The sequence below is a fragment of the Ancylobacter vacuolatus genome (genome assembly GCF_030813595.1).
GTDB lineage: Bacteria > Pseudomonadota > Alphaproteobacteria > Rhizobiales > Xanthobacteraceae > Ancylobacter > Ancylobacter vacuolatus.
Genome location: NZ_JAUSUH010000004.1, coordinates 332,957 through 349,435 on the forward strand (window position 1 = coordinate 332,957; position 16,479 = coordinate 349,435).

The following is a 16,479-nucleotide window of genomic DNA, read 5'->3' on the forward strand; positions in this document are numbered from 1 at the left end:
GGGGGATGGGATGAACGGGAGCGGGCGGGAGCGCGGCAGGCTGGTGGGCACCCAGGAGATGGAGGCGGCGCAGACCCGTGCGCGGGTCGCCTGGCTCTATTTCATCGGCGGCCTCACCCAGCAGGAGATTGCCGACCAGCTCGGCCTCACCCGGCTGCGCACCAACAAGATCCTGGGCCAGGTGCGCTCGGACGGCTCGGTCTTCATCGACATCCGCCTGCCCATGGCCGATTGCATCGAGGCCGAGGAGCGGCTGAAGGCGAAATTCGGGCTGGCCGATGTCAGCGTCGTCCCTTCCCTGCCTGACGAGGCCGAGCAGCAGCGCGTGATCGGCGAGGCCGCCGGCGGGATGCTCGACAGCCTGCTGGAGAACGGCATGGGCCTCGGCGTCGGCTGGGGCAAGACACTCGCTGCCGGGCTCAAGCGCATCACCGCCCGCCCGATGACGGAGAGTTGGGTGACATCGGTGATGGGCGGGCTCACGCGGGGCTCGGGGTCGAGCACCTTCGAGGTCGCCACCGGCTATGCCCGCGCGATCTCGGCGGAGTGCTATTATCTCGCCGCCCCGCTGTATTTTCCCACCCCGGAGAGCCGCACCATGCTGCTCTCCCATCATGGGATCAGCGAGACCATGCGCCGCGCGCGCACCGTGGACGTGGCGCTGCTCTCCTGCGGCGACATGACGACCCGCTCGTTGCTGGTGCAGACGCAGACCGTTTCGGAAAACCTCGACAGCCTGCGGGCCGCCGGCGCGGTGGGCGACCTGCTCGGCATGTTCCTCGATGCCGACGGGCGCCCGGTGGATCACCCGCTGAACGAGCGGGTGCTCTCGCTGGCGCCGCACGAGTTGAACCCGGTGCGCCATTCGATCCTCGCTTCGGGCGGCCTCTACAAGGTGCCGATCGTGCGGGCGATCCTGCGTGCGGGCTATGTAAACCGACTGGTAACGGACGAACGCTGCGCCGACGCGCTGCTCACGAGCTGATGGACGGCCGCCGGACCCTCGCGGCCGGCCTATCTGGAGACGACACGATGACCTTCCTGCGACTGGACAACATCAAGAAGAACTATGGCGACGCCGCCGTCATCAAGGGCGTCAGCTTCGAGGCCGAGAAGGGCGAGTTCGTGGTGTTCGTCGGTCCCTCGGGCTGCGGCAAGTCCACCCTGCTGCGCATGATCGCGGGGCTGGAGGATGTCAGCTCGGGCGAGCTCTATATCGATGGCAAGGAGGTGACCTATGAGGAGCCCGCCAAGCGCGAGGTCTCCATGGTGTTCCAGTCCTATGCGCTCTACCCGCATATGAGCGTGTTCGAGAACATGGCGTTCGGCCTGCGCATGGCCAAGAAGCCGGAAGCGGAGATCAAGGCGCAGGTGCTGGAAGCCGCCCGCATCCTGCAGCTGGAAGCACTGCTGGAGCGCAAGCCGCGCGCCCTCTCCGGCGGCCAGCGCCAGCGCGTCGCCATCGGCCGTTCCATCGTGCGCCATCCCAAGCTGTTCCTGTTCGACGAACCGCTGTCCAATCTCGACGCCGAGCTGCGCTCGCAGATGCGGGTGGAAATCGCCAAGCTGCACCGGGCGCTGGGCGCCACCATGGTTTATGTCACCCATGACCAGGTAGAGGCGATGACGCTGGCCGACCGCATCGTGGTGCTGCGCGCCGGGCTAGTCGAGCAGATCGGCTCGCCGACCGAGCTCTATGACACGCCAGCCAATACCTTTGTCGCCGGCTTCATCGGCTCACCGAAGATGAACTTCATCAATGCCAAGGTCGCCTCCGTCAGCGGCAGCACCCTGGCGCTGGAGCACACCACCTTCGCCGGCGGCAGGCTGACCCTCGACACGCCCGCCGCCGCCCGCACCAAGGTCGGCGCAGCGGTGACCGTGGGCCTGCGGCCCGAGCACCTCACCGTCAACACCGGCAACCCGGTGCTGGCGCTGACCCTCGACTTTGCTGAGAGCCTCGGCGGCTCGACCCAGCTCTATGCCCGCTCGGAAGGCGAGCCGATCATCGCGCTCACCGCCGGCCGGCCGAACCTCAAGCCGGGCGATGCCCTCACCCTGAGCATCGACCCCTCCCACATCTACCTCTTCGATGCCGCCGGCCTCGCGCTCTGAGCGGCCCGGCGACGGCACACTCCAGCAGGACACGCCCCATGGTGCAGGCACTGGTTCTCGAAAAGAAGGGCGAGCTTTCCCTTCGCGACATCGACCTCCCGCTCGAGGTCGGCCCGGACGACGTGAAGATTTCCATCCACACGGTCGGCGTCTGCGGCAGCGACGTGCATTACTACACGCATGGCGCCATCGGCTCCTTCGTGGTGCGCGAGCCCATGGTGCTCGGCCATGAGGCGGCGGGCGTCGTCACGGCGGTCGGCGCGAATGTGAAGAACCTCAAGGTCGGCGACCGGGTCTGCATGGAGCCGGGCGTGCCGAACATGAATTCGCGCGCCACCAAGCTCGGCATCTACAATGTCGATCCGGATGTGCGCTTCTGGGCGACGCCGCCGATCCATGGCGTGCTCACCCCCGAGGTCGTCCACCCCGCCGCCTTCACCTACAAGCTGCCCGGCAACGTCTCCTTCGCCGAGGGCGCGATGGTGGAACCCTTCGCGGTCGGCCTGCAGGCGGCGACCCGCGCCCGCATCACCCCCGGCGATGTCGGCGTGGTGATCGGCTGCGGCCCGATCGGCATCATGACGGCGCTGGCGGCGCTGGCGGGCGGCTGCTCGCGCGTCTACATCTCCGATCTCTCGGCGCCTAAGCTCGCCATTGCCGGCCAGTATCCAGGCATCCACCCGGTTAACATCACCGAGCGCCCGCTGGCTGAGGTGGTCGCCGAGGAAACCGAGGGCTGGGGCGCCGATGTGGTGTTCGAGGCCAGCGGCAGCCCGCGCGCCTATGAGGGCATTTTCGACATTGTCCGCCCCGGCGGGACGCTGGTGCTGATCGGCATGCCGGTGGAGCCGACGAAGTTCGACGTGGCGGCGGCCATCATCAAGGAAGCGCGGATCGAGACCGTGTTCCGCTACGCCAATAATTTCGACCGCGCGGTCAACCTTATCGCCTCCGGCAAGGTCGATCTCAAGCCGCTGATCTCGGAGACCTTCGACTTCGCGCGCAGCATCGAGGCGTTCGACCGCGCCGCCAAGGGTCTGCCGACCGACGTGAAGCTGCAGATCGTGATGCCTTAAGCCGCATCTAGGCAATACCGTCATCCTGAGGCGCCCGCGCAGCGGGCCTCGAAGGATGGTTCTCGAAGCGCACCCAACAACATCCTTCGAGGGCCGGCCTATGGCCGGGCACCTCAGGAGGACCGTGCAGCGAGTGGCTAACGTCAACCCCATCGGAGTCTCACATGGCAAACCGGCTTGAAGGCAAGGTCGCCGCCATAACAGGCGCGGCGTCAGGCATCGGGCTCGAATGCGCCCGCGCCATGCTGGCCGAAGGCGCCACCGTCGCCCTGGTCGACCGCGCCGCCGACACGCTCGCCGCGCTCTGCACTGAGCTCGGCCCGAAGGCGGTGCCGGTCGTGGTCGACCTGCTCGACCCCAAGAGCGTCGCCACCATGCTGCCGCAGATCCTGGAAAAATGCGGTTCGCTCGACATCTTCCACGCCAATGCTGGCGCTTATATCGGCGGCGATGTTGTGGAGGGTGATCCCGATGTGTGGGACCGGGTGCTGAACCTCAACATCAACGCGGCCTTCCGCACCGTGCAGGCCGTGCTGCCGCACATGGTCGAGCGCAAGACCGGCGATATCCTGTTCACTTCCTCCATCGCCGGCGTGGTGCCTGTGGTGTGGGAGCCGATCTACACCGCCTCGAAATTCGCCGTGCAGGCCTTCGTCCACACCACGCGGCGGCAGGTGGCCAAGCATGGCATCCGCGTCGGCGCGGTTCTGCCCGGGCCTGTCGTCACCGCCCTCATCAAGGACTGGCCGCAGGCCAAGCTTGACGAGGCCCTTGCTTCCGGCGCCCTGATGGAAGCAAAGGAAGTGGCGGACTGCGTCATCTTCATGCTGACGCGGCCGCGTAACGTGACCATACGCGATCTGGTGATCGTGCCGAACGGAACGGACCTCTAGGCCATGGGCGGATGCTTCGCGGGAATCGATGTCGGCACGGGCAGCGTGCGCGCCGGCATTTTCGATGCGGACGGACGGCAGCTCGCCGTCGCCAAGCGCGACATCCGCATGTGGAAGGAAGCGGGCGATATCGTCGAGCAATCGAGCGATGATATCTGGGCCTGCGTCTGCGCCTGCGTGAAGGAGGCCTTGGCCGGCGCCGGGCTTGCGCCGACCGACATTGCTGGCATCGGCTTCGACGCCACCTGCTCGCTGGTCGTGCTTGGCGAGGGCGGGCATCCCCTCCCCGTCGGCCGGCAAGGCGACCCCGCCCGCAACGTCATCGTGTGGATGGACCACCGCGCCACCGGCCAGGCCGACCGCATCAACGCGCTCGGCAGCCCGGTGCTCGATTATGTTGGCGGCACCATCTCGCCGGAGATGGAAACGCCCAAGCTGCTCTGGCTGCACGAGGAACTTCCCGCCACCTTCGACGGCGCGTGGCAGTTCCTCGACCTCGCCGATTTCCTCACCTGGAAGGCCACCGGCAGCCTCGCCCGCTCGGTCTGCACGGTCACCTGCAAATGGACCTATCTCGCCCACGAGCAGCGCTGGGACGAGAGCTATTTCCGCAAGATCGGCCTTGGTGCGCTGGCCGATGAGGGCTTTTCCCGCATCGGCACTGAGATCGTCGCCGCCGGCACGCCGCTTGGCGCCGGGCTGACGGATGAGGCGGCGAACGAACTCGGCCTCGCCCCCGGCACGGCGGTGGCGGCCGGGCTGATCGACGCCCATGCCGGCGGCATCGGCACGGTGGGCGCGCGTGGCGGCAGTGGCGACGTGCTCAGCCGCATGGCCTATGTGTTCGGCACCTCGGCCTGCACCCTGCTCACCACCGCCGAGCCCGCCTTCGTGCCCGGCGTCTGGGGCCCCTATTTCTCGGCCATGGTGCCGGATGTCTGGCTGAACGAGGGCGGCCAGTCCGCCGCTGGCGCGGCCATCGACCGGCTGGTGCGGATGCATCCCGCCGCGCCCCAGGCCGCCGAGCTCGCACGGGGCGCGGGGCAGAGCCTCAATGTCTGGCTCGCCCGGCGCGCCGAGGCGGCAGGCGGTGCCGGCGCCATCGCCGAGATCGCCGGCACGCTGCATGTGGTGCCGGAGTTCCTCGGCAACCGCGCCCCCTTCGCCGACCATCTGGCGCGCGGCATCATTGCCGGGCTCGGCATGGATGAGGGCCTCGACAGCCTGGTCGGGCTCTACATGGCCGGGCTGGCGGGCATCGGCTATGGGCTGCGGCAGATTCTCGACGCGCAGGCCGCCAAGGGCGCGCGCACGGAGATGGTCGTCATCTCCGGCGGCGCCGGCCAAAGCGCGCTGGTACGCCAGGTGCTGGCGGATGCGGCGCAGGTGAACGTCGCCGCCACCGCCGCGCCCGAGCCGGTGCTGCTCGGCTCGGCGATTCTCGGCGCCGTCGCCGCCGGCCGCTATGCCAGCTTCACCGATGCCATGGCCTCCATGTCGCAGATCGAGGTGGTCTATCCGCCGGGGGCGCAGACGCGCGACTGGCACGCGCGCCGCTTCAAGGCGTTCGAGACCCTGCAGGCGGCCTATCGCAGCCTGCGGGACTGAGGCGCGCCGCTTCAACTCACCGCGACGAAGCGTCCGTACGTCGTCTTCCGTCTTCTGCTTTTCATCGGAGTGGGGCACGTTGGCCGGAGCGCAGCGGTGCCGAACGGTTCTCGCTGGAACATCTGTTGCAGGGGACCCGCCATGAACGAGCGAGAGATGCGTATCCGTGAATGGGCCTACCGGCTTTGGGAAGAAGAGGGATATCCCCATGGCCGCGACGCAGAGCACTGGTTCCGCGCCGTCGCGATCGTAACGGAGGAGGAGGGCCTGCCCGAGGCTGGGAGTGAGGCTGAGGCTGAGGCCGCTGCCGACACCACTCCCGCGACCGAATCGGAAGCCGCGACCGAATTGGAAGCCGCTCCCGAAACGGCGGTCGAGCCGGAGCCCGCACCGGCAGCCGCAAAGCCGAAGGCGGCCCGGCCCAAGAAGGCCAGCGCGGAATCGACCATCACCCAGGCGCCGGCGCCCGCACCGGTGTCGCCCAGCCGCCGCAAGCGGTCCTGACCCCGGCCCTGCCATCTTCCTGGCGGGCGATGGAACGCCCGCTGGTCCTCATTCGTTCTCGACACGATCAAGCGAGAGCGAATGGGGAGCATGGGAATGGCCAAGAGCGCAGCGCAGACCAAGAGCGCGGAGCACAAGACCAAAGAGACACCGCCCAATGTGGCGGTGCACGGCGCCGCCACATTGACCGGCGTGACGGTGGATGCGTTCAATGCCCAGCTGCGCGACGAGGATGGCTTTGTCGGCGACCGCGCGCGCCGCGCTGCCTTCTTCGAGATCTTCGACCGCTGGCGCGATCTCGGTGACCGCAAGCTGTCAGTTCTCGGCGATACGCCGACGGCCGAACTGTCGAAAACGGTGATCGACGATGCCCTGGCCAATGGCAAGCCGCATGAGCAGGCCATCATCCACAGCGCCATCGAGGAATACGCCAACGAGCTGTTCGCCGTGCTCCGCCGTCTGCTGCGCAGCAAGGAATGGCGCGATACCCAGCGCGTCGTCATCGGTGGCGGGCTGAAGGCCGGCCGCTTCGCCGAGATCGCGGTGGCGCGGACCGAACTGCTGGCGCGGGCCGAGGGCATCGATATCGAACTGCGCCCGATCCGTCACGAGCCCGACGAAGCCGGGCTGATCGGCGCGGCGCATCTCGCCCCGAGCTGGATGTTCGCCAGCTTCGACAATATTCTCGCCATCGACATTGGCGGCACCAACATTCGCTGCGGCATCGTCCGGCTCAATCTCGACAAGGCGGAAGACCTGTCCAAGGCGCGCGTGCGCAGCTTCGAGCTGTGGCGCCATGGCGATGAGGAGCCCAGCCGCGAAGAGGCCGTCGCAACGCTGGTCGGCATGCTGGAAAAGCTGATCGCGCAGGCGAAGAAGGACGATCTGCACCTCGCACCCTTCATCGGCGTCGGCTGCCCCGGTTCGATCGCCGGCGACGGCACCATCGAGAATGGTGCCCAGAACCTTCCCGGCAATTGGCAGAGCTCGCGCTTCAACCTGCCCTCGGCGCTGTGGGAGGCCATTCCCTCGATCGCCGGCAACGAGACCACGGTGGTGATGCACAATGACGCCGTGGTGCAGGGGTTGAGCGAGGTGCCCTTCATGCAGGATGTCGAGCATTGGGGCGTGCTGACCATCGGCACCGGCCTCGGCAATGCCCGCTATACCAATCGCAAGCGCTCCACCGGGAAGGACAGGAGCGGGGGCGGCAAGATGTCGGACGCGAAGGACTGAGGCCGGCCTCAGCCCGGGGTGGGCGCCGGCCGCGGGCCGCGCTCCGCCTCGGACGGGCCTGCGCGGCCGGAGGTGCGCCCGGCCGGCGCATCCGCTTCGTCCTCGCCGCCTTCGCGTTCCCGGCGGGCGAGTTCTTCATATTCGCCGCGAATCTTCTCCAGCGCCCCATCGTCCAGCTCCTCCAGATCGAGCAGCACCCGCCGGGTCCCTTCGGTCCGGGCGATCAGCTCGTCGATCTTGATGTGAAGCGCGGCGGTGTCGCGGTTCTGGCTGTTCTGGATCACGAACACCATCAGGAAGGTGATGATCGTGGTGGAGGTGTTGATGATGAGCTGCCAGGTATCGCCGAAGCCGACAAATGGCCCGGTGAGGGCCCACAGGACGATCAGACCCGCCGCGCCGGCGAAGGTCACGGGCTTACCGGCCTGGGTCGATATCCATTGGGCGAAGCGGGTGAAATAGGAACGTGTCGGCTTGCCGCCGCTGCTGAGTGCCATGTCGACCTCTGTGGGACTGTGCGGGAGCGCCCCGCGAAGACACACTCACACACGCGCGTGCGGCGGCGCACGCCGCGCCGCCAGTTCACCGGCACTCAGTCTTCGACGTGCTCGGGCTTGCCCTTGCGTTTCGTGCTGGCCAACTCTTCCAGCTCCTTCTCGGTCATGGATTTCTCCATCGACTTCGATGCGCCCTTGAGTTCGCTCTTCTCTGTATCGCCGCGTTTGGCGGAGAGCGCCGCGCCGGCGGCCTTCTGCTGGGCTTTCGATTTGGCAGGCATGCAGCCTCCTCCCTCGTCTCTCGCCGCACCGCGCCGTTGCCGGCCTCGCAGAGGGCGAGGCCTGCAACGTGCGTCTTATTCGGCGGCGTGCAGGTTGACGCGGGCTTCCGCCAGCCTGGTCAGCGTGGCGTCCGTGGCCTTTTCCTCTTCGAGGTTCTTCGCCAGCACGCTGGCGCAGTCCGGTCGTCCCAGCAGTCTTGCCCAGGCGATGAGCGTGCCGTAGCGCGTTATCTCATAATGCTCGACCGCCTGCGCCGCCGCGATCAGCGCGGCGTCCAGAACCTGCTTGTCGGCGACCTCGCCGGAGATTTCCTCGGCCTCGTCGATGATGCCGTCGATCGCCGGGCAGGTGACCGCCTTGGCTTCCACGCCATGCATCTTGAACACTTCCTCGACGCGAAGGATGTGACCCTCGGTCTCCGACAGATGCTTCTGGAAATCAGCCTTCAGCTGAGGATCGCTCGCCTTCTCGATCATGTCCGGCAGCGATCTGGCGATCTTCTTCTCTGCATAGTAGATGTCGCGAAGCGTGTGGACGAAGAGATCGTCCATCGTCTTGATGTCCTTGGAGAACAGACCCATGGTAAATTCCTCCGTGCGGAATGGATTTATGGGCAGTTTCTGTTGTTCGGCACCGTGCGCAGCTGATTCCGGCCGACGCTTTGTCAGGTGAACAACGGAACCGGGGATGTCGTTCCAGGATTTCTAACGCGTCCGGCGCGCTTACATCGGCGCTGGCACCGGTTCGCGCGGGGGAAGGTCGATCGGCGGCGCGGTCGGCTCGTCGAGCGGCTCCTCCACCTCGGGCGTGATGTCCGGGTCCTGGTCGGGCGGCATCGTTGGCTCATCAATTCCCGGCTGCGGCCGATCCGGCGGCGGCTCGCGCGGCGGCGCCGCCAGAGTTGGCGTGGCGCCCTCCCCCTGCTGGGGCGGGGGCGGCGCGGGCCAGGGATCGCTGACAGTGGGGGGAATGGGATCGCGAATTTCCGGCACGTCCGGATCGTGCACCGGCGGCTGCACCGGATCGTGAATCGGGGCTGGGTCAGGGGTGGGCGGCGTGTCCGGAGTTGGCTGGACATCCGGCATCGGCAGCACGCCGGGCGTCGTGGGGTCGGCCTGGCTGGGGGTCATGGCGAACTCTCCTCCCGTTTTGCCTGTCAGGCTCAACGCCGCCCGCAGGCGGGGGGTTCCGGAGAGACGACCCGGCTTCAGCCCGCCGCCACCTCGTTTCGCCAGGGCGGGTTGGCGCCGGCGCGCGTGACCGAGATCGCCGCCGCGCGGCTGGCGAAATCGAGGCTCGCGCCGAGCACGGCTTCCGACATTTCCGAGAGCGCCTGCGGCGTCGCCAGTTCGCGCTCGACCAGCGCGCAGAGGAAAGCCGCGTTGAAGGTATCGCCGGCCCCCACCGTGTCGGCGACCGTCACCGCCTGCCCCGGCACCGCCACGTCCAGCCCCTCGCCGAACGCGCGGGCACCCTTGGCTCCGAGCGTAATGAGAACAAGCCGCGGGCCCATGGCGCGGATACGCTCCGCCTGGGTGGCGATCTCGCCCGGCCCGGTCAGCCAGAACAAGTCCTCGTCGGACAGCTTCACCACATGGCTAAGGCCGATCAGCCGGAAGAGGCGGGCCCGATAGGTCGCCTCGTGACGGATAAAGCCGGGGCGGATATTGGGATCGAGCATGATGAGCCGCCCGTGCCCATCGACCGCCGTGCGCGCCGCCAGCGCCTCCATGGCCGAGCCGACCGGCTCGTTCACCAGGCTGAGGCCACCGAAAAAGAGCACCCCGACCTCGTCAGGGAGATTGGGTAGATCGGCCGGGGTGAGCATGCGGCCAGCGGTGTTCTCGTCGAGGAAGAGATAGCGCGCCTGCCCCTCCGCCAGCGTGACGAAGGCCAGGGTCGAGGGACGGTCGATCGGCGGGCACAGGCTGGCATCGGCGCCGGCGGCATCGAGCGCGGCGCGCAACTGCACGCCGAACATGTCGCTCGACAGGCCGTACCAGAAGCGTGTCGACACACCGAGCCGGGCGGCGGCGATGGCCGTGTTGAACACCGCCCCGCCCGGCAGCGGCAGGAAGGCCTGCCCTTCCGGCGTCGGACGCGGCACCATGTCGATCAGCGCCTCACCGGCACAGAGCAGGACCGGCGCGGCGGGTTTGGCGGGGGCGGACATGGCGGGAATCTCCGGGATGCTCGGTCTCAGCCCGCGAGATAGTCGGTGAGGACCGCGCGGGCGCCTTTCGCCCATAGCGCGCGCAGCGCCTGCGCGAAAGCCACCACGACCTCCGAATCGCTGCCGAGCTCGCCATAGACCTCGCTCATGGCGAGCCACACCGCCGGATCGTCCTTGGCTGCGCGGGCACGGACGGTGAGTTCGTCCCAATTGGGATCGTTCGGCTCGATCACCGCGCCGCTGTCGCTCACCCCGGCGCAGTAGCAGCACCACAGGGCGGATTCGAGTATCAGCCCCTTCGGCAGGCGGCCGGCGGCGCGGTTGTCGCGGATCGAGGGGACGATGAATTTCGGCTGGCGGTTGGAGCCGTCGAGGCAGAGCCGGCGCACCGTATCCGCCACATCAGGGTTGGCGAAGCGCTCGCGGATGACGGCGTAATAGGCCTCGAGGTCGGTGTCCGGCACCGGCGGCACGATCGGGATGATCTCCTCGCGCTCCACCTTGTCGAGAAAGACGGAGATCAGGGGATCCTCCATCGCCTCGTGCACCAGATCGACATCCATCAGCCCGCCGGGATAGGCGATGATGGCATGGCCGCCATTTAGGATGCGGATCTTCATCGCCTCATAGGCGTGCACCTGCTCGGTGAAGACGACGCCGACTTTTTCAAGCGCCGGCCGGCCGGCGGGGAAACGGTCCTCCAGCACCCATTGGCGGAAGGGCTCGCAGGTGACAGGCACCGGATCCATCAGCCCGAAGGCCGCCGCCATGGCGCGCTCGCGCTCTCCGGTCGCCGGAGTGATGCGGTCGACCATGCCGTTTGGGAAAGCGACATGTGCCTCGACCCAGGCGGCGAAGTCCGGGTCGGACAGCCGGGCGAGCCCCACCACCACCTGCTGCGTCACATGGCCATTGCCGGGAAGGTTGTCGCAGGACATCACGGTGAAGGGCGGCACGCCCGCCGCGCGACGCAGCCTCAGCGCGGCGAGAATGGCGCCGAACGCCGTCTTCGGCGCGTCGGGAGTGGCGGCATCGGCCTTGATGTCAGGGGCGCCGGTGTCGAGCCGCCCGGCCGAATCCATGAAATAGCCGCCCTCGGTCACGGTGAGGCTGACGATGCGGATTTCCGGCCGCGCCATGGTAGCGATCAGCGCGCCATTGCCCGGCTCGACCGGGAGAAAGTCGATCATTGCGCCGATGCGGCGGGCGCGCCGGCCGGTGGGATCGAGTTCGATCACGGTGGAGAGGCAGTCCTGCGCCTTCAGGGCGTCGCGCATCGCCGCGTCGGCCGGGCGCACGCCGGCGCCGATGATGGCCCAGTCATGCCCCTCGCCGAGGGCGAACAGGTCGTCGAGATAGACCGCTTGATGGGCCCGGTGGAAATTGCCGAGGCCGATATGGACGATGCCCGGCGTCAGGCGGGCGCGGTCATAGGCGGGAAGCGCGGGGGCGGGGGTCGTCATCTCTCAGGTCTTCCGGTTGTCGCACATGCAGGCACGGGCGACGTTGAAGGCGCGGCCCGGCGGGCACGCGCCCTATCTCAGGCGAGGCAGGCGGGAGCGCGGGTGTTACGCCATCGCCTTGCCGGCGGCATCGAAGCGATGGAGCTTGTCCGCCTGCGGGGCGAGGCTGACCTGCGATCCGTGGCGCAAGGGCACGTCGCCGCCGACGCGGACATTGATCTGGCCGACGCCCTCGACCTCGACCTTGAGGAACGTGTCGGAGCCGAGGTGCTCACACAGCCCGACCATGCCCTTCCACGGACCATCCTCGGCGATGTCGATATGCTCAGGGCGAACACCCAGCGTATGGGCGCCGTGCCTGGCCGCTTCCGCGCCCTCGACGAGGTTCATCTTCGGGCTGCCGATGAAGCCGGCGACGAACAGGTTGGCCGGGGAACGGTAGAGCTCCAGCGGGCTGCCCACCTGCTCGATGCGGCCGGCATTCAGCACCACGATGCGGTCGGCCATGGTCATGGCCTCCACCTGGTCGTGGGTGACGTAGACCATCGTGGTCTTGAGCGTGTGGTGCAGCTCTGAAATCTCCTGCCGCATCGAGACGCGCAGCGCGGCGTCGAGATTGGACAGCGGCTCGTCGAACAGGAACGCCGCCGGCTCGCGCACGATGGCCCGGCCGATGGCGACGCGCTGGCGCTGGCCGCCGGAAAGCTGGCTCGGCTTGCGGTCGAGATAGGGGGTGAGGTTCAGCACCTTCGCCGCCGCCTCCACCTTGCGCTGCTGCTCCTCGGCCGGCAGGCCGGCCATGCGCAGCGGGAAGGCGATGTTCTTGCGCACGCTCATATGCGGGTAGAGCGCGTAGCTCTGGAACACCATCGCGAGGCCACGTTTTGCTGGCGGCAGCCGTGTTGCGTCCTTGCCGTCGATGGAGATGGTGCCGGAGCTTGTGTCCTCCAGCCCGGCGATGAGGCGCAGCAAGGTGGACTTGCCGCAGCCCGAGGGGCCGACGAACACCACGAACTCGCCCTCAGGGATGACGAGGTCGATCCCTTGAATGATCGACACGCCGCCGAAGGACTTGCGGACCTCGGAAAGAACGATCTCGCCCATAAGTCTCTCCCTATTTCACGGCGCCGAAGGTCAGCCCGCGCACGAGCTGCTTCTGGCTGAACCAGCCCAGGATCATGATTGGCGCGATGGCCATGGTGCTCGCGGCTGAAAGCTTGGCGTAGAACAGCCCTTCCGGGCTGGAATAGCTGGCGATGAAGGCGGTGAGCGGCGCGGCGCTGGCCGCCGTCAGGTTCAGCGTCCAGAAACTCTCGTTCCAGGCCAGGATGACGTTGAGCAGCAGCGTCGAGGCGATGCCCGGCACGGCCATGGGCGTCAGCACATAGAGGATCTCCGACGACAGGGTGGCCCCGTCCATGCGCGCGGCTTCAAGGATCTCGCCGGGGATTTCCTTGAAGTAGGTGTAGAGCATCCACACGATGATCGGCAGGTTCACCATGGTGAGCACGATGACGAGACCGGTCTTGGTGTCGAGCAGGCCGGCGTCGCGGGCCAGCAGGTAGATCGGCACGAGCACGCCCACCGCCGGCAGCATCTTGGTGGAGAGCATCCACATCAGGATGTCCTTGGTGCGCTTGCCGGGCACGAAGGCCATCGACCACGCCGCCGGTACGGCGATGATGAGCCCGAGCACGGTCGAGCCGACCGAGATCACCACCGAATTCCAGAAATGCGCGAGATAGTCGGAGCGCTGGTTCACCGTCTCGTAGTTCTCCAGCGTCCAGTCGAAGAACAGGAAGGACGGGTGCGAGTTGATCGCCTCGCCCTCGGTCTTGAACGAGGTGAGGAACGTCCAAAGAATGGGGAAGAAGATCAGCAGCGCCACGCCCCAGGCGAGCACCGTGACGGCGGCCTTGTGGCCCTTGGAAGCCTCGCGTGCCATCTCATGCCTCCAGGTTCTTGCCGATCATCCGCATCAGGAAGATCGCGACGATGTTGGCGAGGATGACCGCGACGATCCCGCCCGCCGAACCCAGGCCGACGTCGAACTGCAGCATGGACTGCATGTAGACGAGGAAGGTCAGCGTGGTGGAAGCCGTGCCCGGACCGCCATTGGTGGTGACGAGGATTTCGGCGAAGACCGACAGCAGGAAGATGGTCTGGATCAGCACCACCACTGTCATCGCCCGCATCAGATGCGGAAGGGTGAGGTGCACGAAGCGCCAGATCGGGCCAGCGCCGTCCATCTCGGCCGCTTCCATCTGCTCACGGTCGAGGCTCTGCATCGCGGTGAACAGGATCAGCGTCGCGAAGGGCAGCCACTGCCAGGCAACGATGGCGGTGATGGAAGCAAGCGGCGCACTGGCGAAGAAGTCGATCGGTTGCAGCCCCAGCGCTCGCGCCAGCGCGGCGAACAGCCCGTTGACCGGGTTCATCAGCATGTTCTTCCACACCAGCGCGGACACGCTCGGCATGACGAAGAAGGGGGCGATGACGAGGATGCGCACGATCCCCTGCCCCCACATGGGCTGGTCGAGCAGCACCGCCAGCGCCACCCCGCCGACAACGGTGATGACAAGCACGCCGAGGACGAGGGTGAGCGTGTTTACCAGAGCCGGCCAGAAGGCCGGGTCGGTGAAGAAATAGCTGTAATTCTCGAAGCCGGTGAACTCTTCGGTGCCCGGCATCAACAGGTTGAAGCGCAGGAAGGAGAAGTAGATGGTCATGCCCAGCGGCACGATCATCCAGAGGAACAGCAGCACAACCGCCGGGGAGAGCATCAGCCGGCCGGCAATGCGTGAGGCTTGCGTCGCCATGGAGGGCCTCCCTGGCCAAGGCGCACCGCTGGCGACGCGCGCCGCGGGCTCGGAGAAACGGAACGGATCGGGTTCGACGGCGCCGCGGCACCGGGAGTCGCCGGCGTGAGCGCGAGGTTTCACCCCTCTCAGGGGGAGGTCCCGACACGGCGCGGGAGCGGGAGACACCCGCACCGTGTCGGGAAACAGCCCGGCGCGGGCGGGCGCCGGGCGGACCGATCGGCCTTCGCAGCGCGAAGGCCGGCAGAAGCGCCTACTTCTTGGGGTAGCCGGCGCGGGTCATCTCACGTGTGGTGAGCGCCTGCGCGGCGGCGAGCGCCTGGTCGGCAGTCGAGGTCCCGGCGAGCGCGGCCGAGAACTGCTGGCCCACCGCCGTGCCGATCGCCTGGAACTCCGGGATCGCGACGAACTGGCCACCCGTATAGGGCACCGGCTGGTCGGACGGCTTTTGGGTGTTGGCCGACTCGATCTCCTTCAGGGTCATTTCGGCGAAAGGCGCGACCTTCAGATAGTCCGGGTTCTTGTAGAGCGAGGTGCGCGTGCCGGGCGGCACATTGGCGATGCCCTCTTTCTCCGCCACCAGCTTCGTATAGGCCGGCGACGTCGCCCAGGCGACGAAGGTCTTGGCGGCTTCCGCCTTGGAGGTGGTCGCCGGGATGGCGAGGTTCCACGACCACAGCCAGTTGCCGTGGTTGGAGCCGCCCTTGCGCACCGGCGAGGGAGCGAAGCCCACCTTGTCGGCAACCTGCGATTCCTTCGGATCGGAAATGAAGGACGCGGCGACGGTGGCGTCGATCCACATGCCACACTTGCCGGTCTGGAACAGCGCCAGGTTCTCGTTGAAGCCGTTGGAGGAAGAGCCGGGCGGGCCGTACTCCTTCATCAGCTTCAGATAGGTGTCGAGCGTCTTCTTCCACTCGGCCCCGTTGAACTCAGGCTTCCACTCCATGTTGAACCAGGCGCCGCCCATGGAATTGTTCATCGAGGTGAGGAACGCCATGTTCTCGCCCCAGCCGGCCTTGCCGCGCAGGCAGATGCCATAGATGCCGGCACTCTTGTCTGTCATCTTCGCCGCGGCGTCGGCGATGAAGTCCCAATCGGGGTTCTCGGGCATCTTCAGCCCGGCCTTCGCCAGAAGGTCGGTGCGGTACATCAGCATCGAGCTTTCGGCGTAGAACGGCACGGCGTGGAGCTTGCCGTCGACGGTGAGGCCCTGCGCCACCTGCGGCAGCAGATCGGCCTGGTCGTAATCGGCGCCGAGGTTCTCCAGCGGCATCAGCCAGCCCTGCTTGGCCCAGATCGGCACTTCGTAATTGCCGATGGTCAGCACGTCATACTGGCCGCCCTTGGAGGCGATGTCGGTGGTCACACGCTGGCGCAGGACATTCTCTTCCAGCGTCACCCAGTTGACCTTGATGTCGGGATGCAGCGCATTGAACGCGGGCGTCAGCCGCTGCATGCGGATCATGTCGCCATTGTTCACGGTCGCCACGGTGATGGTCGTCTGCGCCGAGGCCGAGCCCATCAGGGCAACCAGCAGCGAGGCACCCGCGAGGGTGCGGAATGTCACGGTCATAGCTCTCCTCCCTTCGGCGTTTTTGAGCAAATAATCGCCGTATGGGCAAATACTCACGCGCACCCCTGCGGGCGTCAAGTGAATTCGATGCTGCAGGCGCGAGCATCCCGCCCGCCTTTTGTCGAAAGCGCGGCATTATGTGGTATTATATTCAGCATTCCGGCCACTTAGTGTGCACCCCACGCGTCGCGCCGGCACGCTGCCGATGCGTCACAGGCCTCACATGCACGTGTGGCG

17 protein-coding genes are annotated in these 16,479 nt (G+C 67.1%); 7 read left to right on the plus strand and 10 right to left on the minus strand.

Annotated elements, in window-relative coordinates:
- Positions 1-10: 10 nt before the first annotated feature.
- From J2S76_RS12130 to J2S76_RS12160, 7 genes are all read left to right on the plus strand, one after another.
- Entirely contained in the window at positions 11-985 is a 975-nt protein-coding gene (locus J2S76_RS12130) for a sugar-binding transcriptional regulator (RefSeq protein WP_307060702.1), read from the plus strand.
- A 47-nt stretch (positions 986-1,032) separates the two neighbouring features.
- Positions 1,033-2,115, plus strand: a complete 1,083-nt coding sequence (locus J2S76_RS12135) for an ABC transporter ATP-binding protein (RefSeq protein WP_307060703.1) — start codon at positions 1,033-1,035, stop codon at positions 2,113-2,115.
- A gap of 41 nt (positions 2,116-2,156) precedes the next feature.
- Positions 2,157-3,191 carry an NAD(P)-dependent alcohol dehydrogenase gene (locus tag J2S76_RS12140; RefSeq protein ID WP_307060772.1) on the plus strand — a complete coding sequence of 345 codons (1,035 nt, stop codon included), beginning with the start codon at positions 2,157-2,159 and terminating at the stop codon, positions 3,189-3,191.
- A gap of 164 nt (positions 3,192-3,355) precedes the next feature.
- Positions 3,356-4,084 carry an SDR family oxidoreductase gene (locus J2S76_RS12145; protein WP_307060704.1) on the plus strand — a complete coding sequence of 243 codons (729 nt, stop codon included), beginning with the start codon at positions 3,356-3,358 and terminating at the stop codon, positions 4,082-4,084.
- Positions 4,085-4,087: 3 nt separating this feature from the next.
- Positions 4,088-5,692, plus strand: a complete 1,605-nt coding sequence (locus J2S76_RS12150) for an FGGY-family carbohydrate kinase (RefSeq protein WP_307060705.1) — start codon at positions 4,088-4,090, stop codon at positions 5,690-5,692.
- A 141-nt stretch (positions 5,693-5,833) separates the two neighbouring features.
- The gene (locus J2S76_RS12155) at positions 5,834-6,196 is read left to right on the plus strand and encodes a DUF2934 domain-containing protein (protein WP_307060706.1); all 363 of its coding nucleotides are present in this window, start codon (positions 5,834-5,836) and stop codon (positions 6,194-6,196) included.
- 96 nt (positions 6,197-6,292) lie between these two features.
- On the plus strand, positions 6,293-7,432 hold the full coding sequence (locus J2S76_RS12160) for an ROK family protein (protein WP_307060707.1): 1,140 nt from the start codon (positions 6,293-6,295) through the stop codon (positions 7,430-7,432).
- An 8-nt stretch (positions 7,433-7,440) separates the two neighbouring features.
- Here J2S76_RS12160 and J2S76_RS12165 read toward each other — a convergent pair whose 3' ends face one another.
- The 10 genes from J2S76_RS12165 to J2S76_RS12210 all read right to left on the minus strand — a co-directional run bounded on the left by J2S76_RS12165 (position 7,441) and on the right by J2S76_RS12210 (position 16,236).
- A complete protein-coding gene (locus J2S76_RS12165) occupies positions 7,441-7,929 on the minus strand; it encodes a low affinity iron permease family protein (RefSeq protein WP_307060708.1) in 489 nt (162 codons plus the stop codon).
- Between the two features lie 95 nt (positions 7,930-8,024).
- A complete protein-coding gene (locus tag J2S76_RS12170; protein ID WP_307060709.1) occupies positions 8,025-8,210 on the minus strand; it encodes a DUF3008 family protein in 186 nt (61 codons plus the stop codon).
- A 75-nt stretch (positions 8,211-8,285) separates the two neighbouring features.
- Positions 8,286-8,792 carry a YciE/YciF ferroxidase family protein gene (locus J2S76_RS12175; RefSeq protein WP_307060710.1) on the minus strand — a complete coding sequence of 169 codons (507 nt, stop codon included), beginning with the start codon at positions 8,790-8,792 and terminating at the stop codon, positions 8,286-8,288.
- Positions 8,793-8,933: 141 nt separating this feature from the next.
- Complete coding sequence (locus J2S76_RS12180) at positions 8,934-9,341, minus strand: hypothetical protein (protein ID WP_307060711.1); 408 nt, start codon at positions 9,339-9,341, stop codon at positions 8,934-8,936.
- A gap of 77 nt (positions 9,342-9,418) precedes the next feature.
- Complete coding sequence (locus tag J2S76_RS12185; RefSeq protein WP_307060712.1) at positions 9,419-10,384, minus strand: carbohydrate kinase family protein; 966 nt, start codon at positions 10,382-10,384, stop codon at positions 9,419-9,421.
- Positions 10,385-10,410: 26 nt separating this feature from the next.
- On the minus strand, positions 10,411-11,847 hold the full coding sequence (locus tag J2S76_RS12190; RefSeq protein WP_307060713.1) for a mannitol dehydrogenase family protein: 1,437 nt from the start codon (positions 11,845-11,847) through the stop codon (positions 10,411-10,413).
- Positions 11,848-11,952: 105 nt separating this feature from the next.
- Positions 11,953-12,951: an ABC transporter ATP-binding protein gene (locus J2S76_RS12195; protein ID WP_307060714.1), complete on the minus strand. Its 999-nt coding sequence runs from the start codon at positions 12,949-12,951 to the stop codon at positions 11,953-11,955.
- 10 nt (positions 12,952-12,961) lie between these two features.
- A complete protein-coding gene (locus tag J2S76_RS12200; RefSeq protein WP_307060715.1) occupies positions 12,962-13,792 on the minus strand; it encodes a carbohydrate ABC transporter permease in 831 nt (276 codons plus the stop codon).
- Position 13,793: 1 nt separating this feature from the next.
- Entirely contained in the window at positions 13,794-14,666 is an 873-nt protein-coding gene (locus J2S76_RS12205; RefSeq protein WP_307060716.1) for a carbohydrate ABC transporter permease, read from the minus strand.
- 253 nt (positions 14,667-14,919) lie between these two features.
- A complete protein-coding gene (locus tag J2S76_RS12210; RefSeq protein ID WP_307060773.1) occupies positions 14,920-16,236 on the minus strand; it encodes an ABC transporter substrate-binding protein in 1,317 nt (438 codons plus the stop codon).
- Between the last annotated feature and the right edge of the window lie 243 nt (positions 16,237-16,479).